The sequence below is a fragment of the Streptomyces sp. NPDC093111 genome, from assembly GCF_040683955.1.
GTDB lineage: Bacteria > Actinomycetota > Actinomycetes > Streptomycetales > Streptomycetaceae > Streptomyces.
In genome coordinates this window covers 1-26,443 of the sequence record NZ_JBFBNW010000032.1, presented here as the reverse complement: position 1 = coordinate 26,443, position 26,443 = coordinate 1, and the positions used below count along the sequence as shown (strand labels likewise).

At 69.2% G+C, this 26,443-nt stretch carries 28 protein-coding genes and 5 pseudogenes; 16 read left to right on the top strand and 17 right to left on the bottom strand.

Annotated features, from left to right (window positions below; translation table 11 throughout):
• Positions 1-21 precede the first annotated feature (21 nt).
• From AB0Q96_RS36500 to AB0Q96_RS36480, 5 genes are all read left to right on the top strand, one after another.
• Positions 22-939 carry a UTP--glucose-1-phosphate uridylyltransferase gene (locus AB0Q96_RS36500; protein ID WP_365333193.1) on the top strand — a complete coding sequence of 306 codons (918 nt, stop codon included), beginning with the start codon at positions 22-24 and terminating at the stop codon, positions 937-939.
• A gap of 219 nt (positions 940-1,158) precedes the next feature.
• Positions 1,159-2,133, top strand: a complete 975-nt coding sequence (locus tag AB0Q96_RS36495) for a hypothetical protein (RefSeq protein WP_365333190.1) — start codon at positions 1,159-1,161, stop codon at positions 2,131-2,133.
• A gap of 43 nt (positions 2,134-2,176) precedes the next feature.
• Positions 2,177-3,760 carry a glycosyltransferase gene (locus tag AB0Q96_RS36490; RefSeq protein ID WP_365333188.1) on the top strand — a complete coding sequence of 528 codons (1,584 nt, stop codon included), beginning with the start codon at positions 2,177-2,179 and terminating at the stop codon, positions 3,758-3,760.
• A gap of 28 nt (positions 3,761-3,788) precedes the next feature.
• Entirely contained in the window at positions 3,789-4,406 is a 618-nt protein-coding gene (locus tag AB0Q96_RS36485; protein WP_365333186.1) for an HAD-IA family hydrolase, read from the top strand.
• Positions 4,407-5,061: 655 nt separating this feature from the next.
• Positions 5,062-5,235: a hypothetical protein gene (locus AB0Q96_RS36480; protein WP_365333184.1), complete on the top strand. Its 174-nt coding sequence runs from the start codon at positions 5,062-5,064 to the stop codon at positions 5,233-5,235.
• Positions 5,236-6,064: 829 nt separating this feature from the next.
• Here AB0Q96_RS36480 and AB0Q96_RS36475 read toward each other — a convergent pair.
• Positions 6,065-6,376 carry a hypothetical protein gene (locus tag AB0Q96_RS36475; protein WP_365333182.1) on the bottom strand — a complete coding sequence of 104 codons (312 nt, stop codon included), beginning with the start codon at positions 6,374-6,376 and terminating at the stop codon, positions 6,065-6,067.
• A gap of 50 nt (positions 6,377-6,426) precedes the next feature.
• Here AB0Q96_RS36475 and AB0Q96_RS36470 point away from each other — a divergent pair, with 50 nt between their 5' ends.
• Positions 6,427-7,038 carry a hypothetical protein gene (locus AB0Q96_RS36470; protein ID WP_365333179.1) on the top strand — a complete coding sequence of 204 codons (612 nt, stop codon included), beginning with the start codon at positions 6,427-6,429 and terminating at the stop codon, positions 7,036-7,038.
• Positions 7,039-7,219: 181 nt separating this feature from the next.
• Positions 7,220-7,429 (top strand): hypothetical protein, encoded by a 210-nt coding sequence (locus tag AB0Q96_RS36465; RefSeq protein WP_365333177.1) that lies wholly within the window; start codon positions 7,220-7,222, stop codon positions 7,427-7,429.
• A 74-nt stretch (positions 7,430-7,503) separates the two neighbouring features.
• Here AB0Q96_RS36465 and AB0Q96_RS36460 read toward each other — a convergent pair whose 3' ends face one another.
• Positions 7,504-7,794, bottom strand: a complete 291-nt coding sequence (locus tag AB0Q96_RS36460) for a hypothetical protein (protein ID WP_365333175.1) — start codon at positions 7,792-7,794, stop codon at positions 7,504-7,506.
• A 229-nt stretch (positions 7,795-8,023) separates the two neighbouring features.
• Here AB0Q96_RS36460 and AB0Q96_RS36455 point away from each other — a divergent pair, with 229 nt between their 5' ends.
• Positions 8,024-8,524: an SMI1/KNR4 family protein gene (locus AB0Q96_RS36455; RefSeq protein ID WP_365333173.1), complete on the top strand. Its 501-nt coding sequence runs from the start codon at positions 8,024-8,026 to the stop codon at positions 8,522-8,524.
• A gap of 12 nt (positions 8,525-8,536) precedes the next feature.
• Here the strand turns inward: AB0Q96_RS36455 and AB0Q96_RS36450 are convergent, their stop codons facing one another.
• Positions 8,537-8,845, bottom strand: coding sequence for a hypothetical protein (locus tag AB0Q96_RS36450; protein ID WP_365333171.1), 309 nt, complete (start codon positions 8,843-8,845; stop codon positions 8,537-8,539).
• Positions 8,846-9,194: 349 nt separating this feature from the next.
• Between AB0Q96_RS36450 and AB0Q96_RS36445 the strand changes: the two genes are divergently transcribed.
• On the top strand, positions 9,195-9,818 hold the full coding sequence (locus AB0Q96_RS36445) for an XRE family transcriptional regulator (RefSeq protein WP_365333169.1): 624 nt from the start codon (positions 9,195-9,197) through the stop codon (positions 9,816-9,818).
• Positions 9,819-9,858: 40 nt separating this feature from the next.
• Here AB0Q96_RS36445 and AB0Q96_RS36440 read toward each other — a convergent pair.
• Positions 9,859-10,202 (bottom strand): annotated as a pseudogene (locus AB0Q96_RS36440) (transposase); the annotation flags it as partial.
• Between the two features lie 505 nt (positions 10,203-10,707).
• Between AB0Q96_RS36440 and AB0Q96_RS36435 the strand changes: the two are divergent.
• On the top strand, positions 10,708-11,337 hold the full coding sequence (locus AB0Q96_RS36435) for a hypothetical protein (protein WP_365333166.1): 630 nt from the start codon (positions 10,708-10,710) through the stop codon (positions 11,335-11,337).
• A 483-nt stretch (positions 11,338-11,820) separates the two neighbouring features.
• On the opposite strand, the gene AB0Q96_RS36430 is transcribed toward AB0Q96_RS36435, so the two are convergent.
• Entirely contained in the window at positions 11,821-12,045 is a 225-nt protein-coding gene (locus AB0Q96_RS36430) for a hypothetical protein (RefSeq protein WP_365333164.1), read from the bottom strand.
• A 426-nt stretch (positions 12,046-12,471) separates the two neighbouring features.
• On the opposite strand from AB0Q96_RS36430, the gene AB0Q96_RS36425 reads away from it, so the two are divergent.
• The 4 genes from AB0Q96_RS36425 to AB0Q96_RS36410 all read left to right on the top strand — a co-directional run bounded on the left by AB0Q96_RS36425 (position 12,472) and on the right by AB0Q96_RS36410 (position 15,980).
• Positions 12,472-12,966 (top strand): hypothetical protein, encoded by a 495-nt coding sequence (locus AB0Q96_RS36425; protein WP_365333162.1) that lies wholly within the window; start codon positions 12,472-12,474, stop codon positions 12,964-12,966.
• 663 nt (positions 12,967-13,629) lie between these two features.
• The gene (locus AB0Q96_RS36420) at positions 13,630-13,977 is read left to right on the top strand and encodes a hypothetical protein (protein ID WP_365333246.1); all 348 of its coding nucleotides are present in this window, start codon (positions 13,630-13,632) and stop codon (positions 13,975-13,977) included.
• Positions 13,884-14,672 carry an IS5 family transposase gene (locus tag AB0Q96_RS36415; protein WP_365333161.1) on the top strand — a complete coding sequence of 263 codons (789 nt, stop codon included), beginning with the start codon at positions 13,884-13,886 and terminating at the stop codon, positions 14,670-14,672. The genes AB0Q96_RS36420 and AB0Q96_RS36415 overlap by 94 nt, the downstream gene beginning before the upstream one ends.
• 459 nt (positions 14,673-15,131) lie before the next feature.
• Positions 15,132-15,980 carry a hypothetical protein gene (locus tag AB0Q96_RS36410; RefSeq protein WP_365333159.1) on the top strand — a complete coding sequence of 283 codons (849 nt, stop codon included), beginning with the start codon at positions 15,132-15,134 and terminating at the stop codon, positions 15,978-15,980.
• Between the two features lie 48 nt (positions 15,981-16,028).
• On the opposite strand, the gene AB0Q96_RS36405 is transcribed toward AB0Q96_RS36410, so the two are convergent.
• The 8 genes and pseudogenes from AB0Q96_RS36405 to AB0Q96_RS36370 form a co-directional block, all read right to left on the bottom strand.
• On the bottom strand, positions 16,029-16,241 hold the full coding sequence (locus tag AB0Q96_RS36405; RefSeq protein ID WP_365333157.1) for a hypothetical protein: 213 nt from the start codon (positions 16,239-16,241) through the stop codon (positions 16,029-16,031).
• 155 nt (positions 16,242-16,396) lie between these two features.
• On the bottom strand, positions 16,397-16,783 hold the full coding sequence (locus tag AB0Q96_RS36400) for a hypothetical protein (RefSeq protein WP_365333155.1): 387 nt from the start codon (positions 16,781-16,783) through the stop codon (positions 16,397-16,399).
• Between the two features lie 58 nt (positions 16,784-16,841).
• Positions 16,842-17,615, bottom strand: a complete 774-nt coding sequence (istB, locus tag AB0Q96_RS36395) for an IS21-like element helper ATPase IstB (RefSeq protein ID WP_365333153.1) — start codon at positions 17,613-17,615, stop codon at positions 16,842-16,844.
• Positions 17,612-19,030, bottom strand: a pseudogene (istA, locus tag AB0Q96_RS36390) (IS21 family transposase). The gene istB and the pseudogene istA overlap by 4 nt, the downstream one beginning before the upstream one ends.
• A 235-nt stretch (positions 19,031-19,265) precedes the next feature.
• Positions 19,266-20,249, bottom strand: a complete 984-nt coding sequence (locus tag AB0Q96_RS36385) for a hypothetical protein (protein WP_365333151.1) — start codon at positions 20,247-20,249, stop codon at positions 19,266-19,268.
• A gap of 583 nt (positions 20,250-20,832) precedes the next feature.
• Positions 20,833-21,216, bottom strand: a pseudogene (locus AB0Q96_RS36380) (transposase family protein); the annotation flags it as partial.
• An 18-nt stretch (positions 21,217-21,234) separates the two neighbouring features.
• Positions 21,235-21,759, bottom strand: a complete 525-nt coding sequence (locus AB0Q96_RS36375) for a hypothetical protein (protein ID WP_365333149.1) — start codon at positions 21,757-21,759, stop codon at positions 21,235-21,237.
• Positions 21,759-22,313 carry a matrixin family metalloprotease gene (locus AB0Q96_RS36370; RefSeq protein WP_365333147.1) on the bottom strand — a complete coding sequence of 185 codons (555 nt, stop codon included), beginning with the start codon at positions 22,311-22,313 and terminating at the stop codon, positions 21,759-21,761. Before AB0Q96_RS36370 ends, AB0Q96_RS36375 begins: the two co-directional genes overlap by 1 nt.
• 532 nt (positions 22,314-22,845) lie before the next feature.
• Here AB0Q96_RS36370 and AB0Q96_RS36365 point away from each other — a divergent pair.
• Both AB0Q96_RS36365 and AB0Q96_RS36360 read left to right on the top strand, forming a co-directional pair.
• Positions 22,846-23,631: a thioredoxin domain-containing protein gene (locus AB0Q96_RS36365; protein WP_365333145.1), complete on the top strand. Its 786-nt coding sequence runs from the start codon at positions 22,846-22,848 to the stop codon at positions 23,629-23,631.
• Positions 23,632-23,694: 63 nt separating this feature from the next.
• A complete protein-coding gene (locus AB0Q96_RS36360) occupies positions 23,695-24,216 on the top strand; it encodes a hypothetical protein (RefSeq protein WP_365333143.1) in 522 nt (173 codons plus the stop codon).
• Between the two features lie 110 nt (positions 24,217-24,326).
• Here the strand turns inward: AB0Q96_RS36360 and AB0Q96_RS36355 are convergent.
• The 4 genes and pseudogenes from AB0Q96_RS36355 to AB0Q96_RS36340 form a co-directional block, all read right to left on the bottom strand.
• Positions 24,327-24,446 (bottom strand): annotated as a pseudogene (locus AB0Q96_RS36355) (hypothetical protein); the annotation flags it as partial.
• A 156-nt stretch (positions 24,447-24,602) separates the two neighbouring features.
• Positions 24,603-25,376 (bottom strand): glycosyltransferase family A protein, encoded by a 774-nt coding sequence (locus AB0Q96_RS36350; protein ID WP_365333141.1) that lies wholly within the window; start codon positions 25,374-25,376, stop codon positions 24,603-24,605.
• A 193-nt stretch (positions 25,377-25,569) separates the two neighbouring features.
• On the bottom strand, positions 25,570-26,205 hold the full coding sequence (locus AB0Q96_RS36345; protein WP_365333139.1) for a hypothetical protein: 636 nt from the start codon (positions 26,203-26,205) through the stop codon (positions 25,570-25,572).
• Positions 26,205-26,443: pseudogene (locus tag AB0Q96_RS36340) on the bottom strand (hypothetical protein); the annotation flags it as partial. The pseudogene AB0Q96_RS36340 and the gene AB0Q96_RS36345, both read right to left, overlap by 1 nt.

Here is a 26,443-nt window from a genome sequence, read left to right as displayed (position 1 = left end):
CGTCCAACCGAGAGAGACACGATGCCCTCGACCATCCGCCGCGCGGTGATCCCCGCCGCCGGCCTCGGCTCCCGCCTCCTGCCCCTGACCAAGGCAATCCCCAAGGAGATGCTCCCTGTCGGAGACAAGCCGGTCATCGAGCACACTGTGCGCGAGCTCGTGGCATCCGGCATCACCGACATCACCATCGTCGTGTCGGGCGGCAAGAACCTCATCCAGGAACACTTCCGCCCCAACCCCAGCCTCGTCGAACAGCTTCGCATGGACGGCAAGACCGACTACGCCGACGCCGTCCAGGAGGTCGCTGAACTCGCCCGCCAGGGCCACATCACCTACCTCGACCAACACGGCCCCTACGGCAACGGCACCCCGGTCCTGAACGCGGCCCGCAACGTCGGCGACGAACCGATGCTCGTCCTGTGGCCCGACGACGTCTTCGTCGCCCACGTGCCACGGGCCCAGCAGCTCATCTCCGCCTACGAGAAGACCGGCTGCCCCGTCCTCGCGCTCATGCCCGTGGCCGCCGAGGACTCCCAGCGCTACGGCGTCCCCCTCATCCAGGAGGACCTCGGCCACGGCCTGATGCGGATCAACGGCCTGGTGGAGAAGCCGAAACCCAAGGACGCCCCCAGCCAGTTCGCGGCCATCGGCGGCTACGTCATCACCCCCGGCATCATCGACGAACTGCGCGAGCAGACCGCCCGCTGGCACGAGCACAAGACCGGCGAGGTGTACCTCACCGACGCCATCAACGCCTACGCCGCCCGCCGCGCCGTCTACGGCCAGGTCATCCAAGGCCGTTGGTACGACACCGGAAACCCCGGCGACTACCTCGTCGCCCAGCTCGCCTCCGCCCTCACCCATCCCGAGTACGGACCGCTGCTGCGCAGCTTCGTCACCCAACACGACACCACCGAATCCACCGAATCCACCCGCTGAGCCGGCCGCCCCTGTTTCGGCCCGCCGGCCCCAGCGCGGCAGGCCGAAACAGGGAGCGCCACACTGACTGCCGCCTACCAGCCCGTCGTCGACCAGCACGACACCTGGCTCACCCTCAACCCCGTCCAGGGCTGCCCCGCGGCCTGCTCCTACTGCACCCTGGAAGGCCTCGGACTCACCTCCCGCACCCCCACCACGCTCGCCACCCCGGCCCAGGCCGTGAACCATCTCCTCGGCCACCGGTACTACGCACCGCACCTCACCCTCGCCCTGTACACCAGCACCGACGCCCTCGCTACGCCCGAGACACGGACTCATCTCATCGACCTGCTGCAGGCCCTGGCCGCCGCAGAGGTGCGCAACCCGGTCTGCCTCGTCACCAAGTTCCCCTTCACCGACGACGTCCTGGCCGCCGTCGGCCGCGCACGGGCCCAGGGGCTGACAGTCATCGCGTACGTCAGCTACTCCGGCCTCCGGCCCGACCACGAGCCCGGCATCGACCACACCGCGCTCCTCGAGACCTTCCACCGGCTGCACACCGAGGCCATCCCGACGGTCCATTACCTCAGGCCCGCGCTCCCGGCCAACTCCGACCCCGACCTCCTGTCGCGCCTCCTGGACCACACCTCGCCCTACACCCGGTGCACCGTCGTCGTCGGCACCAAGGTCAAACCTTCCGCGCGCGGGCAGATCACCCGCCTGTGGCCGGCGCTCGCCGACCCACACTTGTCTCCTGAGACCGCCGATTCCGTGTGGCCCCGCTCGACCTGGGCCTGGCTGAGCAACCTGCCCCAGCGCTTCGCCGAGCACCCTGTCTTCCAGACCAACAGCTGCGCCCTCGCGTACATCCTCGGCCGCCCCGAGCACGCGGGTGTCCTGCACACACCCACCTGCGTCAGCAACCAGTGCCCCGCTCCGCAGCGTCAACGCTGCCAGTTCCAGGGGGCCGCCGGACCGCCTCTCACCCATCACGTGATCCGCGCCCACCTCGACCGACTGGGCCACCCGGACACCGCGTTCACCTACCGGCACCGCACCCGCACCGTGATTCTCGCCTCCCCGGCCCCGCTCACCGACCGGCACAACCTCGCTCAGGTCCTCGGCGTCACCGTGCGGGCGCCCGACGCTCCATGCGAAAGGCTCTGGCCCGGACGCCTCTCCGGAGCCCAGCCCCTCGTCGTCGACCCCGCCTGAACCACCAACGCCATCCCACCAGCCCTCTTCCGGGAGGTTCGTCATGCCCACGTCCGTGGAAACCGCCATTCAGTTCTGGCCGCGCGGAGGCAGCGCGCAGGTTGTGCGCTACCTGCACCGCGACTTCGAGACCCGCAGCATCACCACCCGCGTGCACGCCGGATCCCGGGGCACGCCGGGCGACCCGTCGCACGCGCCCACGTTCTACGCCGGCCTCGACCTGCGCTCCTACGACCACCAGGCCGCCCACACCGCGTTCCTGGCTGGCCGCGACCCCCAGGCGGGCGCCCGACCGCACCACCCCTCCTACGAGGACCGCGGGCACTGCCCCGATCCCCTCTACAGCGCCGTGCCGCCCGCCGCGGCCCGCCGGCTCACCAGCGCCTGGAAGGCGCACCTCACCGCTCAGCGCAGCACCTCCCCCGCCGTCCTCCACCTCCACCACCTCAGCCACCTCCAGCTCGCCGCCCACGCCGCCTTCCCCAGCGTCCCGCGCGTCACCACTCTCCACGGCACCGAGCTCAAGCACCTCCAGGCCATAGAGCAGCGCGTCTCCCTCGCCGAACAGGCCGGACTGCCCTTGGCCGAACTCGCCCGTCGCCTGCACTCCAAGGGCCACGACCGGCAGACGCACGCCGACCGGATCGCCCAGAGCGCCGGGCTCGACGAGACCGCCCACGAGCTCCTGCTCACCACACACTGGGAGAAGTGGACCCATGCCGAGCACTGGGCCGCCCTCTTCCGCCAGGCCGCCGCGCTGGCGGGGCCGATCGTCACCGTCTCCCACCACGACCAGGCCCTCGCACGCCAGCTTCTTCACCTGCCCGAGGACCCGTCCGTCATTGGCAACGGCGTCGACACCCGGCTGTTCGCTCCCCGCCCCCTGACCGACGCCCAGCGGGCGAGCTACCTGCGGCGCTGGCTCGTCACCGACGCCCAGGGCTGGGGCCCCGGCGGCGCAGCGGGCAGCATCCGCTACACCGACACAGACCTGCACCACCTGCACAACGCCGACGGCACCCTGCGTCCCCTCCTGCTGTGGGTGGGCCGGTTCCTCGACTTCAAGCGGGTGCCGGTCCTCCTGGAGGCGTTCGCTCTCCTGCGCGCCCGCAGCAAGCAGGCGCCCGTGCTGCTGATGTGGGGCGGCTACCCCGGCGAGTGCGAGGGCGAGCACCCCGCCGACATCGCCCGTCGGCTCGGAATCGACGATGACGTGCACTTCATCGGCTGGCGCGGCCACGACGAACTCCCCCTCGGCCTCAACACCGCCGACCTCATGGTCGCCCCCGCCGTCGACGAACCGTTCGGCATGGTCTACCTCGAGGCCATGGCCTGCGGAACGCCCCCCATCGCCACCCGCACCGGCGGCCCCGCCCGCACCATCCTCGCCGGCGGCCCCGCCCGCACCATCCTCGCCGACGGCCCGCAGGCCACCGGCTGGCTCGCCGCCCCGGACGACCCCGCCGACCTCGCTCACGTACTGCAGACCGCCCTGCGGACGACAAGGTCCCCGGCCGCCCACGCCCGAATCGCCGACCGCGCGCGCAACCACATCACCTCCACCTACTCCTGGTCCCGCACCGCCGACGCCTACCTCGACACCTACGACCTCACCACCACCCGCTGAACGCCAAACACCCCAAGGAGCCCACCCCATGGCCCTCATCACCGCCCTGCTCGTCGACATGAACGGCCTTTTCCGCCACTGGCACAACTCCGGGGCTCGCAAGACCGAGAACCTCGCCGGGCTGCCCGACGGCACCATCGCCCGCTACGCCTACGACCACCCCACCTACCGCCTCGCCCGCGTCGGCCTCCTCACCGACCAGCAATGGGCCGACGATGTCGCCAACCGCCTGGCCAAGGACTTCGGCCCGCATGTCCGCGAACACCTGCCCCACTGGCGCAACGACCGCGGTACCCCCTCCCTCGACATGGTCACGCTCCTCGCCGAGATCCGCACCCACATCCCCATAGGCGTCCTGTCCAACAGCACCGATGCCCTCCACGACGACCTCCGCCACCACGGCATCACGTTCGACCACGTCTTCCCCTCCGCCGACCTCGGCGTCGACAAGCCCTCCCCCCACGCCTTCAAGCTCGCCGTGCAACAAATGGGCCACACCCCCGACACGATGGTCTACTTCGACGACGAGCCCACCTTCGTCACCGCAGCCTCCAGCATCGGACTCACCGCCCACCCGTTCACCAACCCGGACCAGTTCGCCTCCACCCTGATCCAGGCCGGACTGCCCCTCACCGCATCACACTGACCAACGGACGACGCACGGTGTAGAGCCCCGCCCTGTTCCGAGCGCACGGCGCGGGGCTCTGCCCCGGCGGCACCGCATTAGTTGGCGTTGCAAAGTTACGAGAGACCGTCGGCACGAGCGCCAACGAAGCCAGGCCAACCAACATCACGCCCCGGCTGTATCGGTGGCGCACCCGGAGGTCCCGCCGGACCCGCCGGCGCCCTCAGGCCCGCTGCGCCCCAGGAGCGGCACCATGCACTTCGTGAGCACCCCAGCCGAGCAGTCCGCAGATGAGGTCCGGTGGAGAGCGAGCGCCCGCCGGGAGTCAGCCAGCGCAACTGACTCAAGGACGAGAGAGCGCAACGGGAGGTGGCGACGCCGCAAGCCAGGCGTTCCTCCCCTACCTGGTCCTCTTCGCCCGCCAGCGGATCGGAGTTCGCGGCATGGAGGACGGGGACTGATCACGAGGCGGCTCGGCGTCAACGGGAGCGCAGCAGTCGCCGGCCCGACTCGGTCCGGCGGGGGGGGGGGAAAGGCCCAGCCCCGGCGGGACAGCGTCCGGGGCGGGAACTGCAGGTAGGGGGTCGAGGCCTGGCCTGAGCGACGAAGAGAGGCCGGGCCTGCGCGGCCGATACCGGACAGTCGCACAACCGACCCGCAGAACACTGCAACAGCATTGGCACCACGCCCCTCGCATTGCCGGCGCCGAGTCCTCGACCCCGTCGACGGCGAGCTGCCCGCCGCCGGCACTCCGGCCGCCGACGCCCGCGCCGAGGTCCTCGCGCTCCTGGACGAGCTGCTCGCCGCCCGCCACGGAACCGACGTCCCGGCCGCGGACCGGACCCATTGACCCCAACAGGTCCAACCGGCGCCGACCTGCATCCTCACTGTGTCCGTGATTCGCGGACACAGTGAGGGGGCGCGGCCGGCTCAGCCTCCGCCAGGCAGGTCGTCATCGAGGCGCGGTCTGCTGGGACAGCCTGACCGAGTTCTGGAGCGCGGTGGCTAACTGGCGAGCCGGTAGCGGGGTACCGCTCCAACCCGTAGCTCCGCTGCTCGGTATCAAGAACGAGCAGTTGAGAGTGCTCCTCCTGACGTCGAACCGGACTCTGCCGACCGGCGAGAAACTCGGACTGGCGGACGCGGTCCGCTACGAGAAGGCAGTCGGATCACCGATTCCCGGGTACAACCACATCGCAATCGCACTGCGCAGTACCGAACAGAACTGACCCGCCCAACCACCACGGAGTCACAGGACAGAACCGTGCTCCGTCTTCAGGGCGAGCCTGCATCGACGGGGCAGCGGGCCATCGCACTTCATGGCTACCGGCCGAGGTACAGCGGCCAGGACGACCGCGTGCGACACAGGTCACCTACCCTGACCACCGACATCGCGAGTTCAACCTGAGTAACCGCGCTCTGCCTGGCCTTCCTGCGCTCGGCTTGCGGCTGGCCTGCGCAGCGCCCCCAGTGCGGGAACGAACCGCTGGCTCGCCGGGCTGGCCACCGCCCCCGTCGCCGGGTTCCGGTGGGACTCCGGCCTCGCCGTCCGGTTCAAGACGCTGCCGCAGAACCCTCGACCACGCCGACGAAGAGGTGCCTGTCGCCGGCGCCGTGACCGTCTTCATGCTCCTGGCCGAACTGCTCGCCGCCCGGCTGTACGCCTCCCACGGGCGTGTTCAGGCGATGACGAAAGGGATGAACGCCACCTCGGCGCGGGGAGCCCTGCCCGGGTCCCCACTGCCCCGGACGACGAACCCCCACTGCCGGTCTTCGTCAGCGTGACTGGAGTCGAAGGACTCGCAGTGCGGGTGGGCCCGGATCGCAGCGATGGTGTCGACGATCCGGGCGTCCGGGTCCTTCTCCCGGTAGAAGATCAGCAGAGACGTCCGGCGGCCGCCGTTGTCCGTGTACCCGAGCAGCTGGTCCAGCGCCTTGGTGACCGACTTCGGCCCGTCGTAGAAGTACATCGCGCCCGAGGAAGCCCGCATCGCCGAGGAGGAACGCCGGCGGCTCCTACGAGGCACAGGCCGCGATCACAATGCGCCGGCTCGACGCCTGCAAGGCCGTGGCCCGCGAGGGCAATGCGGCCTGCCGTGCCCAGGCCCTGCGCAAGGCGGTCAAGGCCGAGGAAGCCACCGCGGACACTCCGGCGACCGAGAAACTGCGGGAGAAGGCAGGGCGGGAGCGCGGCGTGCGGCGGGCCATCGCCTACCTGAGCCGGGAACACGGGCTGAACGCGACGGTGGGCTGGCGCGTGGCCGATCCCTGCTGGGCTGGCGGCATCCCGCTGGTCGACGGCGAAGGCGTGCCCGTCGCCGTGTTCAACCCGGCGCGGCGTCTGCTGCGGGGGCATGCCTACCTGCTGCTGGCCAGCATGTTGCTGCTCTTCGGCGACGAGCTCGCCCTCAAGCACTTCAGCCGGTACGCCTACGGAGCGCCGAAGCGTCCCAAGGACCAGCGGACAGAGGTGGTCCGGCTGGACTTCTGCGCCTGCCAGGCGCCGGATCTGGTCGCCAGGATCGAAGGCCGGGAGTTCCCGGCCCGCCCCAGCAGCACCCTCGGGGCGGGCGCCGCCCTGTGCTTCGCGCAGTGCCGGACCTGCGGCGGCGCGTACAAACTGCCCTGGCGCCGGGTGATTTCGCTCGGGTGAGTGGCTCGGGTGTGCCGGCCGTGCAGGCGCGCAGCACCAGCCAGTGGCCGGTGGCCAGGGAGGGCATGGCGGCGCGCAGGTTGCCCCGGCAGGGAACGGTCATCATCGTTGCCGGCCTTCGGCATCGCCCATGGGCATCGCCGGGAGGCAGGATGACGTTCCTGAATGAGAGGGGTCGGGGATGGAGATGCTCGGACCGGTTGTGTTCCTGCTGGTCGCGGCGGTTGGCGTGGCCTTTCTCGTCGACTTCAAGGGCATTCGGCGACACATGGTCTCCAGGCCAGGAGAGAGCGACGAGGACATCGAACGCTTCCAGCCGATCGCGATGATCGTCGGCGTCCTGTTCACCGCCATTCCGCTGGCTGCAGTCGCGCACTCGATCATCTCTTGAGCCCCGGCGCCCACAGCAGACACGTGGCACCGCCGGGATGCCGCGCAGCTTCGAGAACGCGCAGGGCCGCAACCCTAAGCACCCCACAGCCCCGTGATCCAAGCGGACACCCCGCGGCGCGTCGGGGCCGCTGTCTCCTTCGCGGGGGCCTTCTTCGGCTTCGGCGTCTCGTGCACCGTGCCAGGCCCGGCGTCCTCGCCGCGGGACTCCCGCGCCTTCGCGACGGACGCCTCCAGCGCCGCCATCAGGTCCACCACCGCGCCACCGGCGCCTCCTCGGCGGCGGGGGCGGCGGGCGCCCGCGGCTCCGCCTTCGCGGAGATGCTTCTCGCTTGCGTCGGCGCAGGACATAGTCGCTGAAGACACCTGATGCAGTTAAGACGTCAAGCCGAGGGTGGCATCAGCGCCAGTGCCGTTCTCGGAAACGGGGCCGGATCGGAGCACACGTAAGCTCTCGATCACAGAGAGGGCGGGGTGCCAGATGTGGTGGAAGCGACGCCGAGACGAGAACCCAGCGGTTCCATCATCGACAGAGCAGTGGCCAGCGTCATCAAGCGAGCCTGGCCTGCTGACGCCGAAGCAGCGGGTCCAGGCTGTGGTCGACGCGATCACCGACGGCACCACAGCCCGGCCCGAGCAGCTTCAGGGCCTGCCGGCCGAGGTCGTCCTGGCTGTTGAGCGCGATCAACAGGCTCCGATGGCGGAGGCCTACCGAGAGTTCCTTTCCCTGATCGGCGGTGGCGCCGGGCGCTTCATGCAGGGGGAAGACGTCTACCACCCCCGCGTTCTTGGCCTGGGGACTGCTGCCCGCGAGCTCCTCGAAGAGAACGAATCGCCCTTCCACTTCGAGCCCACCGACCGCGTCTTCTCCATGCACCAGGGCTATCAGTTCGAGTTCATGCGAGGCACCGGACCTGATCCCGAGGTCTGGTCATACTCCGAAGGCGTGCACGCAAACGTTCCCCTCCGCAGTTACGCGTCCTTCACCGACTGGCTCCGCGCGACTGCCGAAGCAGAGATACCTGCGTGGAAGCATCACGTCGAGACGGTGCGCGAGGAGATCAACGCCGACGGCAGTGTCATGTTGCACTGGTAGGCAGTCCCAGGGTCAGCTGCTCGTCACTTCCTTGCCCGACGTGACGGGAAAGACGATGGATTCCTCGAAGGAGACCCGGGCCTGAAGGTAGTGGTTCAGCCGGTACCCCCCGCCGCTCACACGAAGGAGCGTGAGCACCACACCCACCAGACGCACTTCGCCACCCGCGACCTGCCTCACCGACCGGCTCGGCCTCTGCGCCTCCTGCCGCCACCCCATCCGGCTCGCCGAGCAGCAGCGCGATGGCCGCGACGAGGTAGCGGCGCCGGCCATCCAGGCCGGCGGACGCGCCGCGGGTCGTTGCTCGGCGGTGGGGCTCACCGTACCGTCCGCCTCGCGCCAGCCGCGACGCCGAACGCGACGGGCACGGCGCCGGCGCCCTAACGAGCTCGTGCGTGGTAGGCAACGGTCCGGCAAGGTTGAGCGTCTGTGGGGATGGGGGCCTGGTCCGGGCCCGTACGAGGGGGACTTATGGCGCTAGGTTCGCAGGAGCAGGACGGTGAGGGGCGAGAACTGAATGCGTACGAGCGGGTCCTCGCGGAAGGCCGTCGTGTCAGGTGCGAGATGCTGCGTACGAGTACCGGCGGCGCCCATTTAGGACTAGTGCCGCATCAGACAACGTTTGCCTGGTCATGGGAGACTGCTCCGTCGACTGGGGGAGAGTGTGGTCGTGGAGACTGCCAACCGCGCGCTGACGGCGGACCTGATCGCGGCACTGAGGTACTGGCCCGGTGTCATATGGGTAGGCCAGAAGAATCCTCCGGACCCAGTGGACATGAGCGTCCTGCCGCCCTTCTTCAACGAGGTGCTGCAGGACCTTCCGTGGTGGAACCGCGACTGGAAAGTCGACCGCGTCCAGCCGGGACTTCCCGCAGAGACCGGGGATCACCGCTGCGATCCCGCCGTAAGGTTCACCGAGGTGTCCATCCCGGGAGCGGTCGCCTCCGGCAGCGGTGAGAGCCTGCCGTTCGTCGCGAAAGTCGGGTTCACGGGCGACCGGCTGATCCGCTTCCAGGTCAAGATCGGTGACGTTGTCATCGGCCCGGCCGTTGCCCCTGCCGGGCGGTCGGAGCCGCATCCGTTCGGACGGATGCTCACCGGCTTGATGGACCTGCGCGGGATTCCGGTCAGGGAGATGGCCAGGGCCGCCGGACTGTCGATGTCCACCATCCACATGCTCCGCTGCGGGGACAACCCGAATCTGCTGCAGGTTCGTCTGATCGCAGGGATCCTGGACATGTCCGAAGCGGACGTCAGAGTCATCGCCGGACTCGACGACGGCAGTACGCAGTAGCTGAAAGGTGGCGGCGTCACGATGCGGCCTTGACGCTGCGTCAAGCTACGTTCGCTCTGGTAACCACCTCGCGTAGGCGCTCGTCCGCGGCGTGTTTGTTCCGCCAGATGATGTAGTGGGGATCCTGCTGCCCTGGGCCTTGTGACTGGCATGGTCGGTGCCGTCGAGGGCGAAGTAGCGCAGAGCTGTGAACTGGGCCTCGATCCGGTTGAGCCATGAACTGTTGGTCGCGGTGCAGGCAATCTCGACGTTTTTGTTCGCCGCCGCCCACGTGCCGACCCGCTGGCAGCGCTTGGTCGTCAGGTGCGGCAAGTAGTTGTCGCGGACGATCGCGATGCGCACGTCCGCCGGGTGCAGCAAGCGCAGGTAGCGGCAGAACTCCAGGAGCGATGCCCTCGGGGCAGACCGCCGGCTACCTGAAGATCGCGCTCTCCCGCCGCCTGGGACGCACGTTGACTCCGGAGGATCTGGGGCTGCCGGTTCCGGCAGGCTGGGAGACCGATCTGGAGGGATGACTTGGACCGTCGACGTTTCCTGTCCGGGGCCGCGTACTCGGTGGCCGCAGCCGTCCTTCCGCTGGAGCACGTCACCGATATCGCCTCTCGCGCGGCCAAGGCCCGCACCGGCGCAATCGTCGGGCCTGCGGACGTCGCCGCGGTGCGCGACATGGTGGCGATGTTCGCGGTGATGGACGAGCGCCACGGCGGCCAGCACGGCCGCTCCGCGCTGGTGCAGTACCTGATGTCGGACGTCGCGGCCCTGTGTCGGGGCCGGTTCAGCTCCGAGGACGACCCACCGGCACATGCTGTCCGCCGCCGCCGTCGGTGTTCACCAGGCCGGTTGGCGGGCGTACGACGGCGGGGAACAGGGACTGGCCCAAAGGTACTATTTGCAGTCGTTTGCGCTGGCCAGCGAGTCGGGGATCACCGGGCACGACGCGTTCGTCATGAGGACGATGTCCCAGCAGGGCATGAAGCTGCACCGGCCCGAGCACTGCCTGAGCCTGGCCGCGAGCGCGGTCGACAAGATCCGCGGGCGGGTCGACACGCAGACCGAGGCGTTGTTCGCCGTCACCCACGCGCACGCCCTCGCCAAAGCGGGCAGGCGCACCGCGGCCGTACGGGAGGTCGAGCGCGCCCGCACCGCCCTGAGCTCGACCAAGGGCGAGGCCGTGCCGTTCTGGGCCCTGTCGTGGGGGCCGCCCGCCGCCACCATTCACAGCCGGACGGCGAAGGTCTTCGAGACGCTCGGGGACCGGCGCCGAGCCGCCGCGATGTACGGGACCGCAGCGACGAGCCGGCCACCGGGCACCCACGCGCGGATCATCGCCCTCGACCTGATCGCCCAGGCCGAGATGCAGGCCGCCGAAGGCAGCATCGAGCAGGCGTGCGCCACCTGGGGCCGGGCCATCGGCCACATGAACGGGGTGCAGTCCGCGAGCCCGGACGCCGTCCGGTGGGCGGCCGGAGGCCAGTCGTCCCGGGACAGAAGGCGTGGAGAGCGGCCGGAGTTGGGCTGACCGCCCCCGGCCTCAGAATGGGAGCATGGCTCGCCCTTCCATCAACCCGCGCCCGTTGAACTCCGACGAACGCACGGTGCTTAAACACATCCTGCCGGTGGGCTTCGCCGGCGCATCACAGCTTCGGAGCCAGGTGGACCGTACGGAGGTGATCGCCACCTGGACAACCGGCTCCGTGAGCGTCGACCTCCAGGTCCGGGCATCACGCGAGCACGCCGCACTGCCGCAAGCGCTCGCGCCTGTACACGCTCACGTCCCCTCCGGCGCCTACGTCGGCGAGATCCTCGCGTGGACGGAGCAACGCACCACCCTCGCAGCCCTCGCTCAAGTCCGACTCGGTCGCGCCTCGCCAGTTCTTCTGGTGCCGGCTGGCATCGTGGGTCATCGAGCCCGCCTGGGCGCCCTTCGCACGTCGTCCTGGGCGGGCTCACCCGACCGGGCCCCAACGCGCCGGGACCCGTCGTGACCGCTCGCGCTGAGGGGTCAGATGGTCGGGCCCGCTTCGGCCCTTCGCCTCGTGGCGGCGCCGGTGACCAGACGGTACAGGAAGCGCAGGGTGGCGCCGGCAATGACCAGGGTGAGGATCCCGAAAAGGACCAACGAGATCGTGTCGCCGAGATTCCTGTTGTGCCGATCATCCATGGTCATGAGCCCCATCAAGAGCCAGAAGCCCCACTGCTTGGCGAGATCCTTCGCTTCGTCCTTCACGAACCCCTACCCTTACCCTTCCGGCTTTGTCCACGAAGCATAAGACCAGGGGAAAACGAGCAGGTCAGCAGGCATCGGCTGTGGACAATGCCGCCAACGCATAGGCCGTCAAGCCAGTTCACCGACAGCCAGCTCCAGGTCGAACGGCGCAGCCTGCGCACGGACCCGAACCTAGCGGACACTCAGGAGCGATGGGCGACGGCAAGGCATGCGTGGATTGCCTGGTCGGGTCACTCGCCCGGCCCGAACGGCGCCTCGCCGCAGGCCGCCCGACCCGCTGCGTCGTACCGTCGGCGTACGGCATCCGACAGGACGGGCCCGCGGGACCGGCCGTCCGTGTCCCCTCCACAAGGGCCGTCCCGTCATCCATCCCACGGGCGTTGCGTGCTGAGCGTCGTGGGCGAGCGATCTGGGCAGGACTCGCACATGAACGCCCGCCTGGTCACGAGGAGCCTTCACACCTTGGCCGCCCGGCACCGAGGAGCGTCCTGGCAGCAGGTCGCCGACCACCTCGACCTGGCCTCCCGGTCCAGCGCCGAGAGCCGGTTCGTTCGCCTGGAGCGCGACGCCGCCACCTACCACGGCGACCGCTACCCCGAGCGTGCCCGCGACAGGGCTGGTGCCGCCTGGAGCCGGGCCAATGAGGCACGGCTGCGCGCCGCCGTGTGGTCCTTGGCCTGCCTTGAGGACACGTGGGCACAGCTCGCCCGCACCGCCCCCGCCGAGACACTGATCGCCTGGCACCGCGAGCTCGACGGCCCCGGCCTCGCCGCCCGGCTGAACACGCTGCGCCTGGTCCTCGACGGCTACGGCACCGAGTTGCCCGCCGGCCCAGCGGCCGCCGCCCGCGACGAGGTCCTGGCGCTCCTGGCCGAACTGCGCGCCGCCCGCCATGGCGTCGGTCCCCAGGTAGAGGAATGAACCCATGGACCCCAACGGGTCTAACCGGCGCGGAGCTGGGAGTTGAGGAACATCCATGCCAGGTCGTGCGCTACGCCCGGATCGCTGCTGGGTTCTTGAGGGCCGCCGGGCGGCGGAGGTGAACGCTCTGAAGTTACGCAACTCGTCCGTGCGCATCGGTCGCAGTGGGCATTGTCGGAGGCATGACTCCCTCCGAGTGCGTGCCGGTAGCCACTGTCATTGCGGGGCTGACCACGTCCATCTTCGCGCTGGTGACCGGGGCACGCACCAGCCGTACGGCGTGGCACGCGGGATTCACCGGCCCGCGCTTGGAGGCCGTCGCGGCCTACCTCGACGCCGTGGACGCCTTGGCGAAGGACCCGCAGAACACCGAACCGGCGACGGTCGTCACGGCCTGCCAGAAGGTCCGGCTTGTCCGTCCGGCTCCTGCTGCAGGACGAAGTCCGCCGACGCCGCCTTGGAGGAGGCGGGGCGACCGCCCTCGCCCGACTAGCCCGCGGCTTGCGGACGGGGCGGGCGGCTCATGCGCCTGGTCCTCCCTGGCGCCGCCACGGCGGCGCCAGCCGGCGTACGACGGTCCCTGGAGCGAGGGCGGCCGCGCGCCGGGCCCCGACCACGGCGGCGCAGGGCGCGCGCCCTCCCCTGCCGGTCGACGCGGGCCGGGTGGTACCTGAACGTTTTGGGCCGTGGAAGACCGTCTACGAGAGCCACCGCCTATGTTCGGCCGACGGTACCTGGGAACGTCTGCTTCAGCAGGTCCAGGCCGCGGCCGACGCGGCAGGCGAGATCGACTGGGACATCTCGGTCGATTCCACGATCGTCCGCGCGCATCAGCATGCTGCCGGCGCCCGCACCGATCCGCCTCTGGCGCCGGGATCAAAGGGGGCCGCAGGGATGGAACACCAGGCCGAGACGCCGTGGCAGAGTCTCGTTGCCCGCCTGGTGGAGGTGGTGCTGGAGGTGAGGGCCTGGGCCGCTCGCGGGGCGGGTTCACCAGCAAGCTCCACCTGAGCGCAGACGGCTGGTGCCGCCCATTGTCCCTGCTTGTCACTCCTGGTCAGCGGGCAGACTGCACCCAGTTCAAGCCGGTCCTGGAGAAGATTCGAGTGCCCAGAGCTGGCCTGGGACGGCCGCGCAAGAAGCCAGACAGCCTTGCGGCCGACAAGGCTTACAGCAACGGCCTCATTCGCGAGTACCTGCGACGGCGGGGAATCCGACACACCATCCCGGAGAAGACCGACAGCCAGGCCGCCCACCTGCGCCAAGGCGCACGTGGCGGACGGCCGCCCGGCTTCGATGAGGACCGCTACAAGAAGCGCAACACCGTCGAGCGGGCGATCAACCGCCTGAAGCAGTCCCGGGCGGTCGGGCAGTCGCAGGCCTTGGTCCTCGGTGATGACCCCGCCTCGACGTCCTTCCTTCCGGAACGTGGCCTGTTCGTGCGGTGGTGCGCCGCCGAATCGGAGGAGGAGCTTCTCGGCAGCGTTGATGCCGCGCTCGCTAATGCCGCCTGGGAGCCTGAGCAACTTTGGGACGTGCCGGGGCCAGTGGTCCTGTTCGACTCGGCTTGGCCTGGTGACGAGTCGGAGCCAGAGCACCATCTGCGGGTGGATCTGGAGCCAGGGCGCTATTCGGTTCGTGCCACGTATGTGGAACCGAATCCGGAGACCTGGCTCAACCTGGTTCAGCTTCGACGTCTTCCGTAGCGATCGGCCAAGGCTGTCCGGCACCCAGTCTCCGAATCTGGTGACAAACAAGCCTGTCTCGGCGACTACAAACGGGCAGGTCCGTTGTGGTGGATCAGTGATTCCTAACGCGTCTCGCCAAGGTCCGCCGCTGCTTCGAGTTGGTACCAGTCCTGGGTGGTCACCCAGGACTGGTACCAACTCGAAGCAGCAGAACCTGCCCACGGCGACTGAAGTTCCTGGGCGACTGTCCTTGGCTACCGAAGTTGACCGGTGGCTCGTGACTCACTCTTCCAGCGACGACGGCCAGATATACCCGAAGGCTTCGGCGCACTCTCGATAGCCCGCGCAGACCACCGCGCCGTTCAGGGGGTGCGGGCGCCGGACAGCGGCGACGATACGTTCGGCCTGGAGCTTCGGGCTTTCCCTGTCCGAGGGCCGGAGTCGCGGCGGATGGGACTGACCTGCTTGGATTCCGGCATGACGGATTGGGCGCAACTCAGCCATGCCTACGGCTCGGCGGAAGACATACCGGTGCTGCTGGATCAGATCGCTTCGGAGCCGAGCCCCGAGCGTTGGAACGATCTGTGGTCGGCGCTCTGTCACCAAGGCCGCGTCTACTCGGCCAGCTTCGCGGCCTTGCCGTGGCTGGCCAACGTAGCCGGCCGCGATGACCGGGAGCAGGCGGTCAGCGCCTTGAACCTGGCGGGTGCGATCTTGGCGGGCTATGACCAGCCGCACGGGGCTGGCGACGTCCGCGCCCAGCACGCTGCGGAGGTCGAAACTCTACTGGTAGTGGTGAACGAACACCTCCGGACATCGTCCGATCGGAACGAGTACGCCTATCTCCTGGAATCCATGCTGAGCTTCGAAGGCGTCGTGGGCTGGGGCGAAGACCTCGCCTGGGGCCTCGTGAACGAGGAGTACGAGGTCTCCTGTCCTGGCTGCGAAGCCAACCTGTTCATCGTCATCGGCGAGCGCGGACTCTTCTCCACGAACGGTGACTACGCGCTGTCGGAAGATGACGTCGAGACGACGCCCCTGCGTCCCGCCAGCCCCGCGGCCATGGATGGCATCGGCCGCCGGCTCCACGACATCGCCTTCGCCGACGGGCACCAAGACATCGCCAGCGCGATGACCTACGTCTTCGGCAATGCGACGTGCCCGGACTGCGAAACCGGCTTCCCCGTAGCGGATCAGGTGAGTGCCAACTGGTCCGCAACACCCTCGCCCGCCGACACGTCAACGTCCTCTGGGCCTTCCTCCGCGACGGACGGACCTACGAGCTCACGCCGCCGCCGGCTCTCGCGGCTTGACAGACGGCATTAGGAATCGATGCGACAGGTCACCTGCAGCATTGGCCCGGGCCGACCATGGTCACCTGATCCCGTTGTAGGAAGGGCCGGGCAGCTGCGCAAAGTGCTGCTCCTCGGCGGGAGGCACCGCGGCCTGATGCGCCTCGTCCTGGGCTTGACGTTCCTGCTGCTGCAGCCGCAGATCCGCCGCGATGTTCCTCGATCGGCGTTCTTCATCCTGCTGCTCGCGTAGCCTCGCCAACCGCCGGAGTTCCTCGAGCCGTGCTTCGTCCATTCGGTGGGTCCTCTCGTGGATGGTTCGGTCAGCGCACGCCCACGTCGGCGGACTGCTGGGCCTGCTGAACGTTGCGCTGTGTCGGCGTACGGACCTTCCTCCCCAGCTGCGTACGGATGAACGTCCCCAGTTCCGTGGCGGTGAGGCAGGGATGATCATTCGTTCGTCCAGCCGTGCTCCTTGTGGGCGGCGCCGGCCTCCTCTTCGCCAAGCCAGGCGAGGCTGAACTGCTGGCCCCGCAGTCGAAAGATCCCCTCTGACCAGTCGGTAAGCTCCTCGTCGAGCGCGTCAGCTGAGATGATCCCGTCGTCGAAGTCGGGCAGCTGCTGGGTTGGGGCGACGCAGGACAACGCCCACTCGGGAAGCTCTTGCGGATTGCCCCACCGCCTTCGCCAGAAGGGCCCTTCTCTCCACCACCAGGTCGTGACTCGGATCACGAGCACGCCGATCTGTTCGTCTCCGTCCATGAGACGTGCGGCAGCTCGGCGGTACGGATCAAGCCGGGCATCGGTCGGTGGCTCCGGCCACTCGCGTCTGAACACACTCTCATTCTGACTGTCGCGCTCCAGGCCAGGTCGGCCTGGAGCGCGAAATGCCTGATCAGGCCACGTCTGTGTCCTGCTCGATGGCCTTGATTCGGTTCTTCAGCCGGTAGCTGGGGCCGTTGATGGTCACTTCGCAGTGATGGAGGAGGCGGTCGAGGATGGCGGTGGCGAGGACGTCGTCGCCGAAGACCTGGCCCCATTCGCTGAAGGTCTTGTTCGAGGTCAGGATGATCGAGCCCTTCTCGTAGCGCTTGGAGATGACCTGGAAGACCAGGTTCGCCTCGGCTCGTTCGAGGGGCTGGTAGCCGACCTCGTCAACCACGAGGACGCCGGGCCGCAGGTAGGTGCCGAGTTTGTTCGTCAGACGTCCGGCGGCCTCGGCGGCTTTGAGGTTGCGGACCATGTCGTCGAGGCTGGTGAAGTAGATCGAGTAGCCGACCCGGCAGGCCGCGAGCGCGAGGGCGACGGCGATGTGGGTCTTGCCGACCCCGGGCGGCCCGAGCAGAGCGGCGTTGGCCTTGGCCTTGGCCTCGACGAACGAGAGGGTGGCAAGGTCCTTGACCTTGCGCGGGTCGAGGTCGGGCTGGAAAGAGAAGTCGTACTCATCAAGCGTCTTGTGGTGCGGCAGCCGGGACAGTCGCGGGCCCTGGCGGAAACGGCGGTCGTCGCGGACGGCCAGTTCCTCGGAAAGGACCAGGTCGAGGAAGTCGAGGTAGCCCATCTTCCCCTCGTCGGCCCGCCGGGTGTATTCCCTGATGGTTTCCGCGAGGTGCTGCAGGCCGAGCTTGCCGGCCGTGTTGCGGATGCGGGTGGAGACCAGCTCGCTCAAGACGTTTCCCTCGTGATCGGGTGGGTGGTGAAGGGGCGGGGTCCTTTCAGCTCGTCATAGACCGACAGCGGACGGCGGCCGACCTCGATATGGGTGGCCGCGGCCCGGTTCAACAGAGCCTGCAAAGGCCCTGCCTCCTCGCCCCGAGGACGCTAACGACGGGGCCGTGGCAGGACATCGCCGGTGGTGGTCCGGCGGCCCTTGCCCGTGGGCAGGCCGTCCCAGTGGACCTCTTCGACGACGCGGACTCCGCGGCCGATCGCCCGAGGATGGGTGGCCAGCAGCGTCTCACCGCTGGAGCCGCAAACGGTGGAATGCAGCATGTTCTGCGACTTCGTGGCTCGGATCTCCACCAGCTGCCGGGGGCGGACCCTGCGGGCGGGCACCGAGTAGAGGTTGCCGCCGAAGGCGACCAGGCAGTCCTTGCCGACCGGCCGCAGATGCCGCTCGGTCACCAGATACGGGGCCGGCGGCCGAGGCTTGAGAGCCACATGATCACGGGCCGCCCGTTCCCCGATGATCTGCTGGTGAGTCCTGTGGGCCTGAGCCCGTCGCTGCGGGACCCAAGTGGCGAAGGCGGCGTCCATCTCCTCGACGGAGGAGAAGGACCTGCCGGACAGGACGTGGTCGCGGACGATGAGGACCTGCCGCTCGACACGTCCCTTGCCGGTGGGCCGGTAGGCGGCCAGGACGTCGATGTCGAAGTCGTAGTGGCCGGCGAACCCGACCGCTTCCGGGTGCAGCGGGACCGCCTCACCCGGGGCGACATGGCGTCGGACGACGGTCTTGGTCCGGTCGTAGACGATCGTCATCGGCACCCCGCCGAAGTGGGCGAACGCCCGGCGGTGGCAGTTGAAGAACGTCTGGAGATCCTGGCTGGTGGTGAAGCAGCAGAACGGGTCCCGCGAGTACGAAAGCGTCATGTGGAAGGAATAGACCTTCGGGATGCCCATGTGGGCGAGGATCTTGCCCTCGTAGCCCCAGTCCACCTGGGCCTGGGCGCCGGGGATGACCTCAAACCGGCGGTGCATGCCCGCCAGCTCCTTCGGCGTGATGCCGATTTCCTCGGCGATCCGGGGCCGGGCTTCCTGGACGTAGAGCTTGGTCCGCTGGCAATTGGCGGTGAACCCCTACTGCGCGGTCAGCCGCTCGTGGATCACCGCGGCCTTCATCAGGATCTCGGCCCGCAGCATCGAGTCGATCAGCGGCGCGAACTCGTCGATCACCCTCGCCTTCGACCGCCCGTTCGCCGACCGACGCGGCGGGGTCGCCGGCCCCGGCGCCGATAGATACTTACGGACCGTCTTCCGGTCCAGCCCGGTCTCCCGAGCCACCTCCGACAGACTGATCGCCCCGAATTCCAACAGACTCCGAAAACGCCGCAGTTCCAACCAACGTTGCGGATCCAAGACCACCGTCGACCGCCCTCCGCCGCCTCTCACCGACAGGCAGCAGAGTGCCGAGCAGCACGTCTCAAACGCATCAACAACTGTCCCTTATCACCCGTACGCGGGTGGGGACGTTCACGTGTACGCCGACACCGACCATCGCCGAGCGGCTCTTCTGCCATGTCAACGGGCGTGCGAAGAGCACATCTGAGGCCGGGAGCCCCGTTGCGGGGCCACGCAGACGGTAGCGGGGGGGGGATCGTCACCGGCGTGGGTAACCTCGCCACCCCCGGCGGGGAGACGCTGACCGCGAAGAGCCCGAGGGCGCGGGTCGCGTCAGCTGCGCCAACAGGCGGGAGTACGCGGTGGGGTCCCCTGCAAAGTCGGTCTCGGCCGCGAGGGCAGCCCGGTCGGCGTCCTGCCCCCGAAGCAGGTCGACCGAGGTCTGCGCGAACCGCTCGGGGAGACCCTTCCTCTCAGAGTCGGCCAGCAGCAGGCGCAGCTCGGTAACGGCCTGGGCGGCGTTCAACCGGGCCATCGGGCCGGCCTTCAGCATGCTCCGCAGCCCGGCGGCGGGGGCCGCATCGTCCAAGAGCCCGTGCATCTGTTTCGCGAGCTTCCCGCCGAGAACCGCTGTCTGGCGTGCCTGTGGGCCCGCCTCCCGCAGTACCCAAAGCGCCGTAACGAGCCGGGCGTCCGGTGCAACCTCGGAAGCCTGAGACGGGAGAACGTGGCACCCCGCTTCGCGAACCGCCGCGACGGCCCGTTCGTAGTCCTCGGCCGCCCACTCAGCAGCCTCGGACAGCCGGGCCGCACGGCGGACGAGCCGCGTCTCCACTCCCATGACACGCGGGACGGCGCGGAGGTTCCCGCCGATCAACCCGAGGCCGATGAGCGGCATCCCCAGCAGCAGGAAGACGTCCGAGTACCTGAAGTCCGGCTCAGCAGTAAGGTCCTCCAAGTCCCCCCGGTCCGGGCCCTCGGTGAGCATGAACCCGCTCTCCCAGCCGTAGCCGCGGCTGTCAGAGTACTGGGGCGCCTTGAGGAGGGCGGACCGGCCGGGGTCGCAGTGGTAAGACGCTTCCCTCACCCGTTTCTGATACGGGTCGGCCCACCGCACCCTGCACGAACCGTCGGGCTTCTCGTCGAGCACCGCCAGGTCGATCTGGCGCGCTTCGGGCAGGTCCGACCTGACAGCGTCGAACCCCACCGAGCACGCGAAGAACACGAAACCCAACGTCAGCACCCAACGGAAGAATGGCACATGCCTCATCCCGCTCCCCTCCCACTGTGGCTCCATCGTTTCGCACACCGGAGAGCGGCACGAGAGGGCGACTCCGGCAGCGCATGAACGAGCGACCTGCCGGGGTCCAGCAAAGATGCTTCGTTCCGGTCACGTCTTTTCCCGGCTGAGCCACCACCATCCGGCCCGCCGCACCGCCGCGCAGACCGCGTCCGCCTCCGAAGCGGTCGCGGCGCCCGGCCCTGCAGCCTGGCCCCAGCCGTGCGGCGCGCACACGCGAGTGGGCGTCATGCCGCCGCCCGGCCGGCACGCGTCCGCTCCCACCAGGCGGTGCGGCTCAGCGGCAACAGCACCAACCCACAGCTCGGCCACCACAAGGCCGTGCAGCGTCGCCACCGGAGCCGTGTGCCCGCGCGAGCCCGCGTCGAGCACACCCCTCACCGGCCGTCGAGGAGCCCGGCCTGCACGAGGACGGACCCGGCCAGGATCCGGCGGACCCGCCGGGACGTTCGCCCGCAGCCCGTCATACAGGTTTCGAGGCCCGCATCGAGCGGAAGAACAGGAAACCACTGAGCCTTTTCCAACCTCACGTTGTCGCGTGATGGAGGACGAGGACGGCCTTGACGATCGCGGTGATGCGGTTGGTGTTGCAGCGGAGCTTCCGCAGGAGGCGCCAGCTCTTCAGAGCGGCCATGGCCTGCTCTCCGAGGCATCGGATCTTGGCGTGCGTGCTGTTGTGCCGGCGCTGCCACCGCTTGAGGCGACGGCCGCGCAACGGGACGCGGACGGGGTGGCCGGCTCCCTGGTACGCCTTGTCCGCCCAGCACTTCAGCTCGGCCGCGGCGAGCGCGTCGATGATCCCGTGGGTCCGTGTGGCGGTCAGGTCGTGGACGGACCCGGGCAGGGCGGGGGACGCCCACAGCAGCCGACCGAACGGATCGGTGAGGACCTGGACGTTCGTGCCGTGGCGCGCCCGCACCGGGGGCATCTACGGCACGGTGACGATGTCGTGGCATCCGGGGGCGGCGCGCTTGGGGTTCTGGTGGGCGACGGCGTCGGTCCAGCGGGTGCGTTCGGCCTTGAGCTGGTCGCCGTCGGCGCTGGTGGCGAAGAAGGCGTTGCGTCCGATGCCGGTGTCCCAGTCGTGCACGCCGATGACGTACCGGTGGCCGGGCACGAGCGGCTGCTGCTCGAACTCGGGGCGGGCGGCCTGGGCGACGTCCTGGTCGAGGGGCATCGTGGCGGGCGGTTTCCCCTTGAGGATCTCGTCGACCTTGACCTGCACCGTGACGTGCTGGACGCCGTCGGGGCTTCGAAGGGGCCTGGACTGCTCTTCGGCGGTGACCACGGCGACGTGGTCGACGAGGCCGGCCATGTCCCGGTCGGTGTCCATGACCGGTGCGCAGGAGGCACTGACCGTGACGTCGTCGTCGAGCAGCATCATCGTGGCGGTGGTCGCTGACCCTGCGAGCACGAGGGCTCCGGCCAGGGACAGGAGTACGGCGTGCTTCATCAGCCCCAGATCTTTCCGATGTTGGCGACGTCTACGGCGGTCGGAACGGTCTTCGGACTCGCGGCCTTCCGCATGACGGATTCGACGGTGTCCGCCTTGTGGCAGAGGCCAAGGGCGTGCCCGAGCTCATGGACCACGATGTTCTTCTGAAAGGCCGGCTCGTTCTTGTAGGCGCCGTCGAGCCAGTGCTTGTTCAGGTAGATGTAGTCGGTCTGCGCGATCCCGCCGTGCCGTTCGTAGTACGCGGCGGTGTTGTTGTTCTTCGTGTAGTCGCGGAACTCGAGGTCGTTGACCGTATTCACGGCGTCGGGCGCGATATTGATCTTCCGCAGCTTGTTCCACTCGGTGATCGCGTGGGTGCGCTGGCCGTCATACTTCGATTCCTCGGTCCAGCGGATCTCACCCTCGTCGACGGCCGAGTTACTGCGGGACTCCGACTCTCCCCGTACGCAGGGCGCCGCGGCCGCGCGGGGCGCCGCGTAGGGGGCGTTCACGGTCGTGAGTGCGAGAACCGTTGCTGCGGCCACCGCGGTGGCGGCCTGTGGTAACGCCACGACATCCCCCTGAGGTGTGCAAAGGCGGGACGTTGACGGTAGCGGCTTGTACGCCCACCTCGCCCGTGACAGCTGGGAGGATCACCCGAACGAGCAGAGGGCGCCCGAGATCGCGGAACGGGTACGCCCTCCCGGTGCTGGGCGCTCTGCCAGACTGCCGACACGAGCCTCTCGGCACAACGCCCCGCCGAGCACGGAGAGCTGCGTACCGACGGCGTCCATCAGGCCGCCATCGTCTTCAGCGACGCCGAGTTCGGCGATGCCGGGTACTGCGGCGCCGAAGGCAGCCAGGCCCGCCCCGTGCTCCCCTGCCCTTGGTGCGGGAGCACAGAGCAGCACACCTCATCGTGGGGAGACCCCGGATAGTCCCCGCCCTACCAGCTCAGCGCCGTACCGGCCGGCGCCGGCGAGTAGACCTCTCGGCCCCGGCTCTGTGGGCTGGCCCGAGGGCGGCGCCGTCGCCGAAATGGTGCTGCGGCTGTCAGACCGGACGCGTAAAGTCCGCCCTCCAATGGGGAGGAACGCGGGTTCGATGAAGATCAGCAGAACAGCCAGCACCGTCGTCGCGGCAGGGCTCATAGGCGCGGTCGCGGGATGCGCTCCGGGCGGGTCTGGCGCAGGGGGCGCCCAGTCGGCGGGCATCACCTACACGACCGCGGAGCGGCTGCCGGAGCGGGCGGCGCTGGACGGTACGACGATCGTGGTCGGGAACCCCGCGGCCCGCTCGACGGTGCAGGTGCTGGAGGACCCGCGCTGCCCCGTCGTCGAGGAGTACGAGCGCACGGGCGCGGCGGCACTCAACCGGCTGCTCCTCGACGGGGAGATCAAGGCCGAGTACACCTTCGCGTCCTTCAAGGACGAGCGGCTCGGTGGCGACGGCTCGGTGCGGGCCGTGAACGCGCTGCGGGCGGCCCTGGACCGGGGCAAGTTCGTCGAGTTCCACGCGGTGCTGTTCGAGAATCAGGTCGAGGTCGAAGAGAACGGCGGGTTCACTACCCAGCGGCTCCTGGAGCTCGCGGAGCAGGTGCCGGGACTCCGCGACAGGGCCTTCGACCAGGCCGTGAAGACGCTGAAGTACCGTGCCTTCGTCACCGCGTCCGAGCGGGCGTACGAGCACACCGGCGACGACCCGAAGGGTCCTGGCACACCGACGGTCATCGTCAACGACCACCCGATCGACGGTGGCCTGTACGGCGCCAACTTCGATACCCGCTATTTCTACCGGATGGTGAAGGACCTGCACGACTTCCCCTACACCTGGGACGCGGTCTACAAGCCGCTGGCAAAGACGCCGGCGACCGAGGCCGCCGAATCCTGACCGGCCGTGCCGGGTCCCGGCGACCGGCTGCCTAGCGGGGCCGCCGGCGGGTACCGTTTTGGCATGACCGAGCAGATGGAGCTGGGCAGGGGCACGGTGCCCGACTACCCGCCGAAGACTCCCCCGCCGCCGAAGAAGCCGGTCGAGCTGCCCCGACCGGACCCGAAGGACCCGCAGAACCCGCGCCCCGACCGGCGGGCCGCGGTCATGCGTAACCGGCGGGGGGTGAACTGGCCGTTCGAGTCCGCTCCCTGGGTGGCGGGGCGGGCGTCTTCCCGCGTCTTGGACCAGCTCACGGCCTGGCGTTTCAGGCTCGACGACAGCCAGAGGGCACAGGTCGACCAGGTGGTGCGGACGCTGGTCGCGGCGGCCGTGCAGGACGGCGGCAAGCGCATCAGCGTCCACCTCGCCGACAAGGCCGGCGCCGCTGCGGCCATCGCCGTGTACAGCCACGACGCCACGCCGGGTCCGCCTTCCGCCCCGCTCGCGCTCGCGGACCTGCGCGCCGCCGGCGTATCGGACTGCGGGGCCGAGACGGACCTCGAAGGCCGCTACCACTGGGCCGTCTACGAGGTCGTCGTCTAGCTTCGCTTCAGGGCTGGTGCGCTCGATCCCGCCCGATGGGTGCACCCGTACGAGAACGGCCCGTCTCCCCTCATCCGTCGTGGGCGAAACGAGCCGTCCTGCTACGGAGGTCAGGCCGAGAAGCCGTGCGTGGCGGCGCCAGACACGAACCCAGCGAACGCCGCCTGGGACACGACGACGACGGCGGCGCCGTTCGTCTCCTTGGAGTCGCGGAGGCCGACAGACGGTCCGAGGTCTGCGACGGCTCGGCCGTGTAGGAAACCGCTGGTGCCGGTGCTCCGCCGAGTCCCGCCCTCGGGTCCTCACTCACGCGGCACGGCGACAGGGCGGGGCCCGGCCGGACACCCCTGGCCGCGATCTTAGGGCCGCCGGGCCCGTGCGCGGATTCAGATGCGTGCGTTGCGCAGCGACTGCCACACGGCGCCCGTCAGCGCGCGCGTCGCCCGCGGAACCGACAGCCGCTCGTGCTCGCGGTACAGGGCCCAGTTGTACTGCACGAGCGACAGCTTGTTGGAGGACAGTGATCCCGCCTGATGGGCCCGGTACACGGCGAGCGGCTCCGTCAGGCCCCGGGCGTCGGCGCCGTCGCGCATGATCGACAGCCACAGAGCGTAGTCCTGGCGCTTGCGCATGTCCGGCATCAGCCTCGTGCCCAGGACGTTGCGGTCGTACATGGCCGTAAGGGCGCCGATGTAGTCCCGGACCAGCATCGCGCGGTAGTCCACGTGCTCCCGCGCGTGGATGAGCCGCCCGTTCGGGACCCAGTCGGTGCTCTCACCGGCGTGGTCGGGGTCCATCTTGAAGTACGAGGTGAACGTGAGCGGCGCGCTGCCCTGGGCGGCGAAGGCGAGCTGCTTCTCGGTCTTCTCCGGGAGCCACATGTCGTCGCTGTCGAGGAAGGCGATGTAGTCCCCACGGGCCCGCTCGATCGCCAGGTTACGGGCCCGGCCCGCGCCTCCCTGCTCGGGCGCCGTCTCCGGCAGGACACGCTCATCCCGCGCGGCGAACTCGCGGAGCAGGTCCATGGAGCTGTCGGTGGACCGGTCGTCGGTGATCAGCAGCTCCAGGTCGGTATGGGTCTGCGTCAGCACCGAGCGGACGGCTGCACCGAGGGTGGCTGCCGAGTTGTAGACGGGCATCACGACCGACACCAGGGGCACAGCGCTTCTCCTTGCCAGACCAGGAACGACGGTCCATTCAAGCACCGCGACGAATGGGACAGACCTGCGGGATGGCTGTCGCGGAACAGGGCTGGCAGGGGCTTCGCTGCGCGTGCGCCGCGCCGAGGTGGGTCACCGAGTGTCGGCTGCGAGCTGGACCCATACGCGTCCAGCAGCTCAGCGCCGGCCAGCACTACGTCCAGGGCATGGCCTCTTGGCGGCTAAGCGTGGTGGGACACCGCAGCCCTACCGCGCAAGTCCCGGCGCCGCCGTGCCGGCCCGCCTGGATGCCTGCGCCCGGACTTGGCGAGCACGTCGATCCGGAGCGACCGCGGTCCTGGAGTGCACGGCCTTCCTGGCACCCTGGAAGACAGGTTGCTGCCCCGTCTCCGCCGGGAAACGGAACGTCCGCCCCGATCTGGCCGTCGTACCCGGGCCAGTCCTGGACACCGATCACGTACCGGTGGCCGGGGAGCAGCGGCTGTTGGTGTGGTGCGGCTGCCTGGTAGGCGTCGGTGGGGGTCACGTTGACGGCCCCTTCGACCGTCGCGGCTGTGGGCACGGTCCCTTTGAGGGTTTCCTCGACGTGGACTCGGGAGGTCAGGTAGGCGGCGGACGAGGGGGCTTCCTGCTTCACCTTGAGGTTCTGGTCCACGGTGACGACTGCGACGTGGTCGACGAGGCCGGCCTTGTCGCGGTCGGTCTCGTCCTGCTCGACGCACATCGCGTCGATCGTGCTGGGCCCGTCCTGGAGGACGGCAATGGCGCCGCAGACCGAGGCAGCGGCGACCACCAGCCCAGCGGCGAGCAGGATGACGGTTCGCTTCATCAGCCCCACAGCCCGCGGTAGTTGGCCTGGTCGATGCCAGTCGGCGAGTTCTTCACGTCGTTGTGCTCTTCCCACATGATCGAGCCGTACCGGCCCGGCTTGTGGCACAGGCCGAGCGCGTGGCCCAGTTCGTGCGATGTGATGCTGCGGATGTACGCGAGCGGCTTGCCTTCGAGGTACCGATTGTTGAGGAAGATGTAGTCCGTCTCCGCGATACCGTAGCGACGCTGCCAGTAGC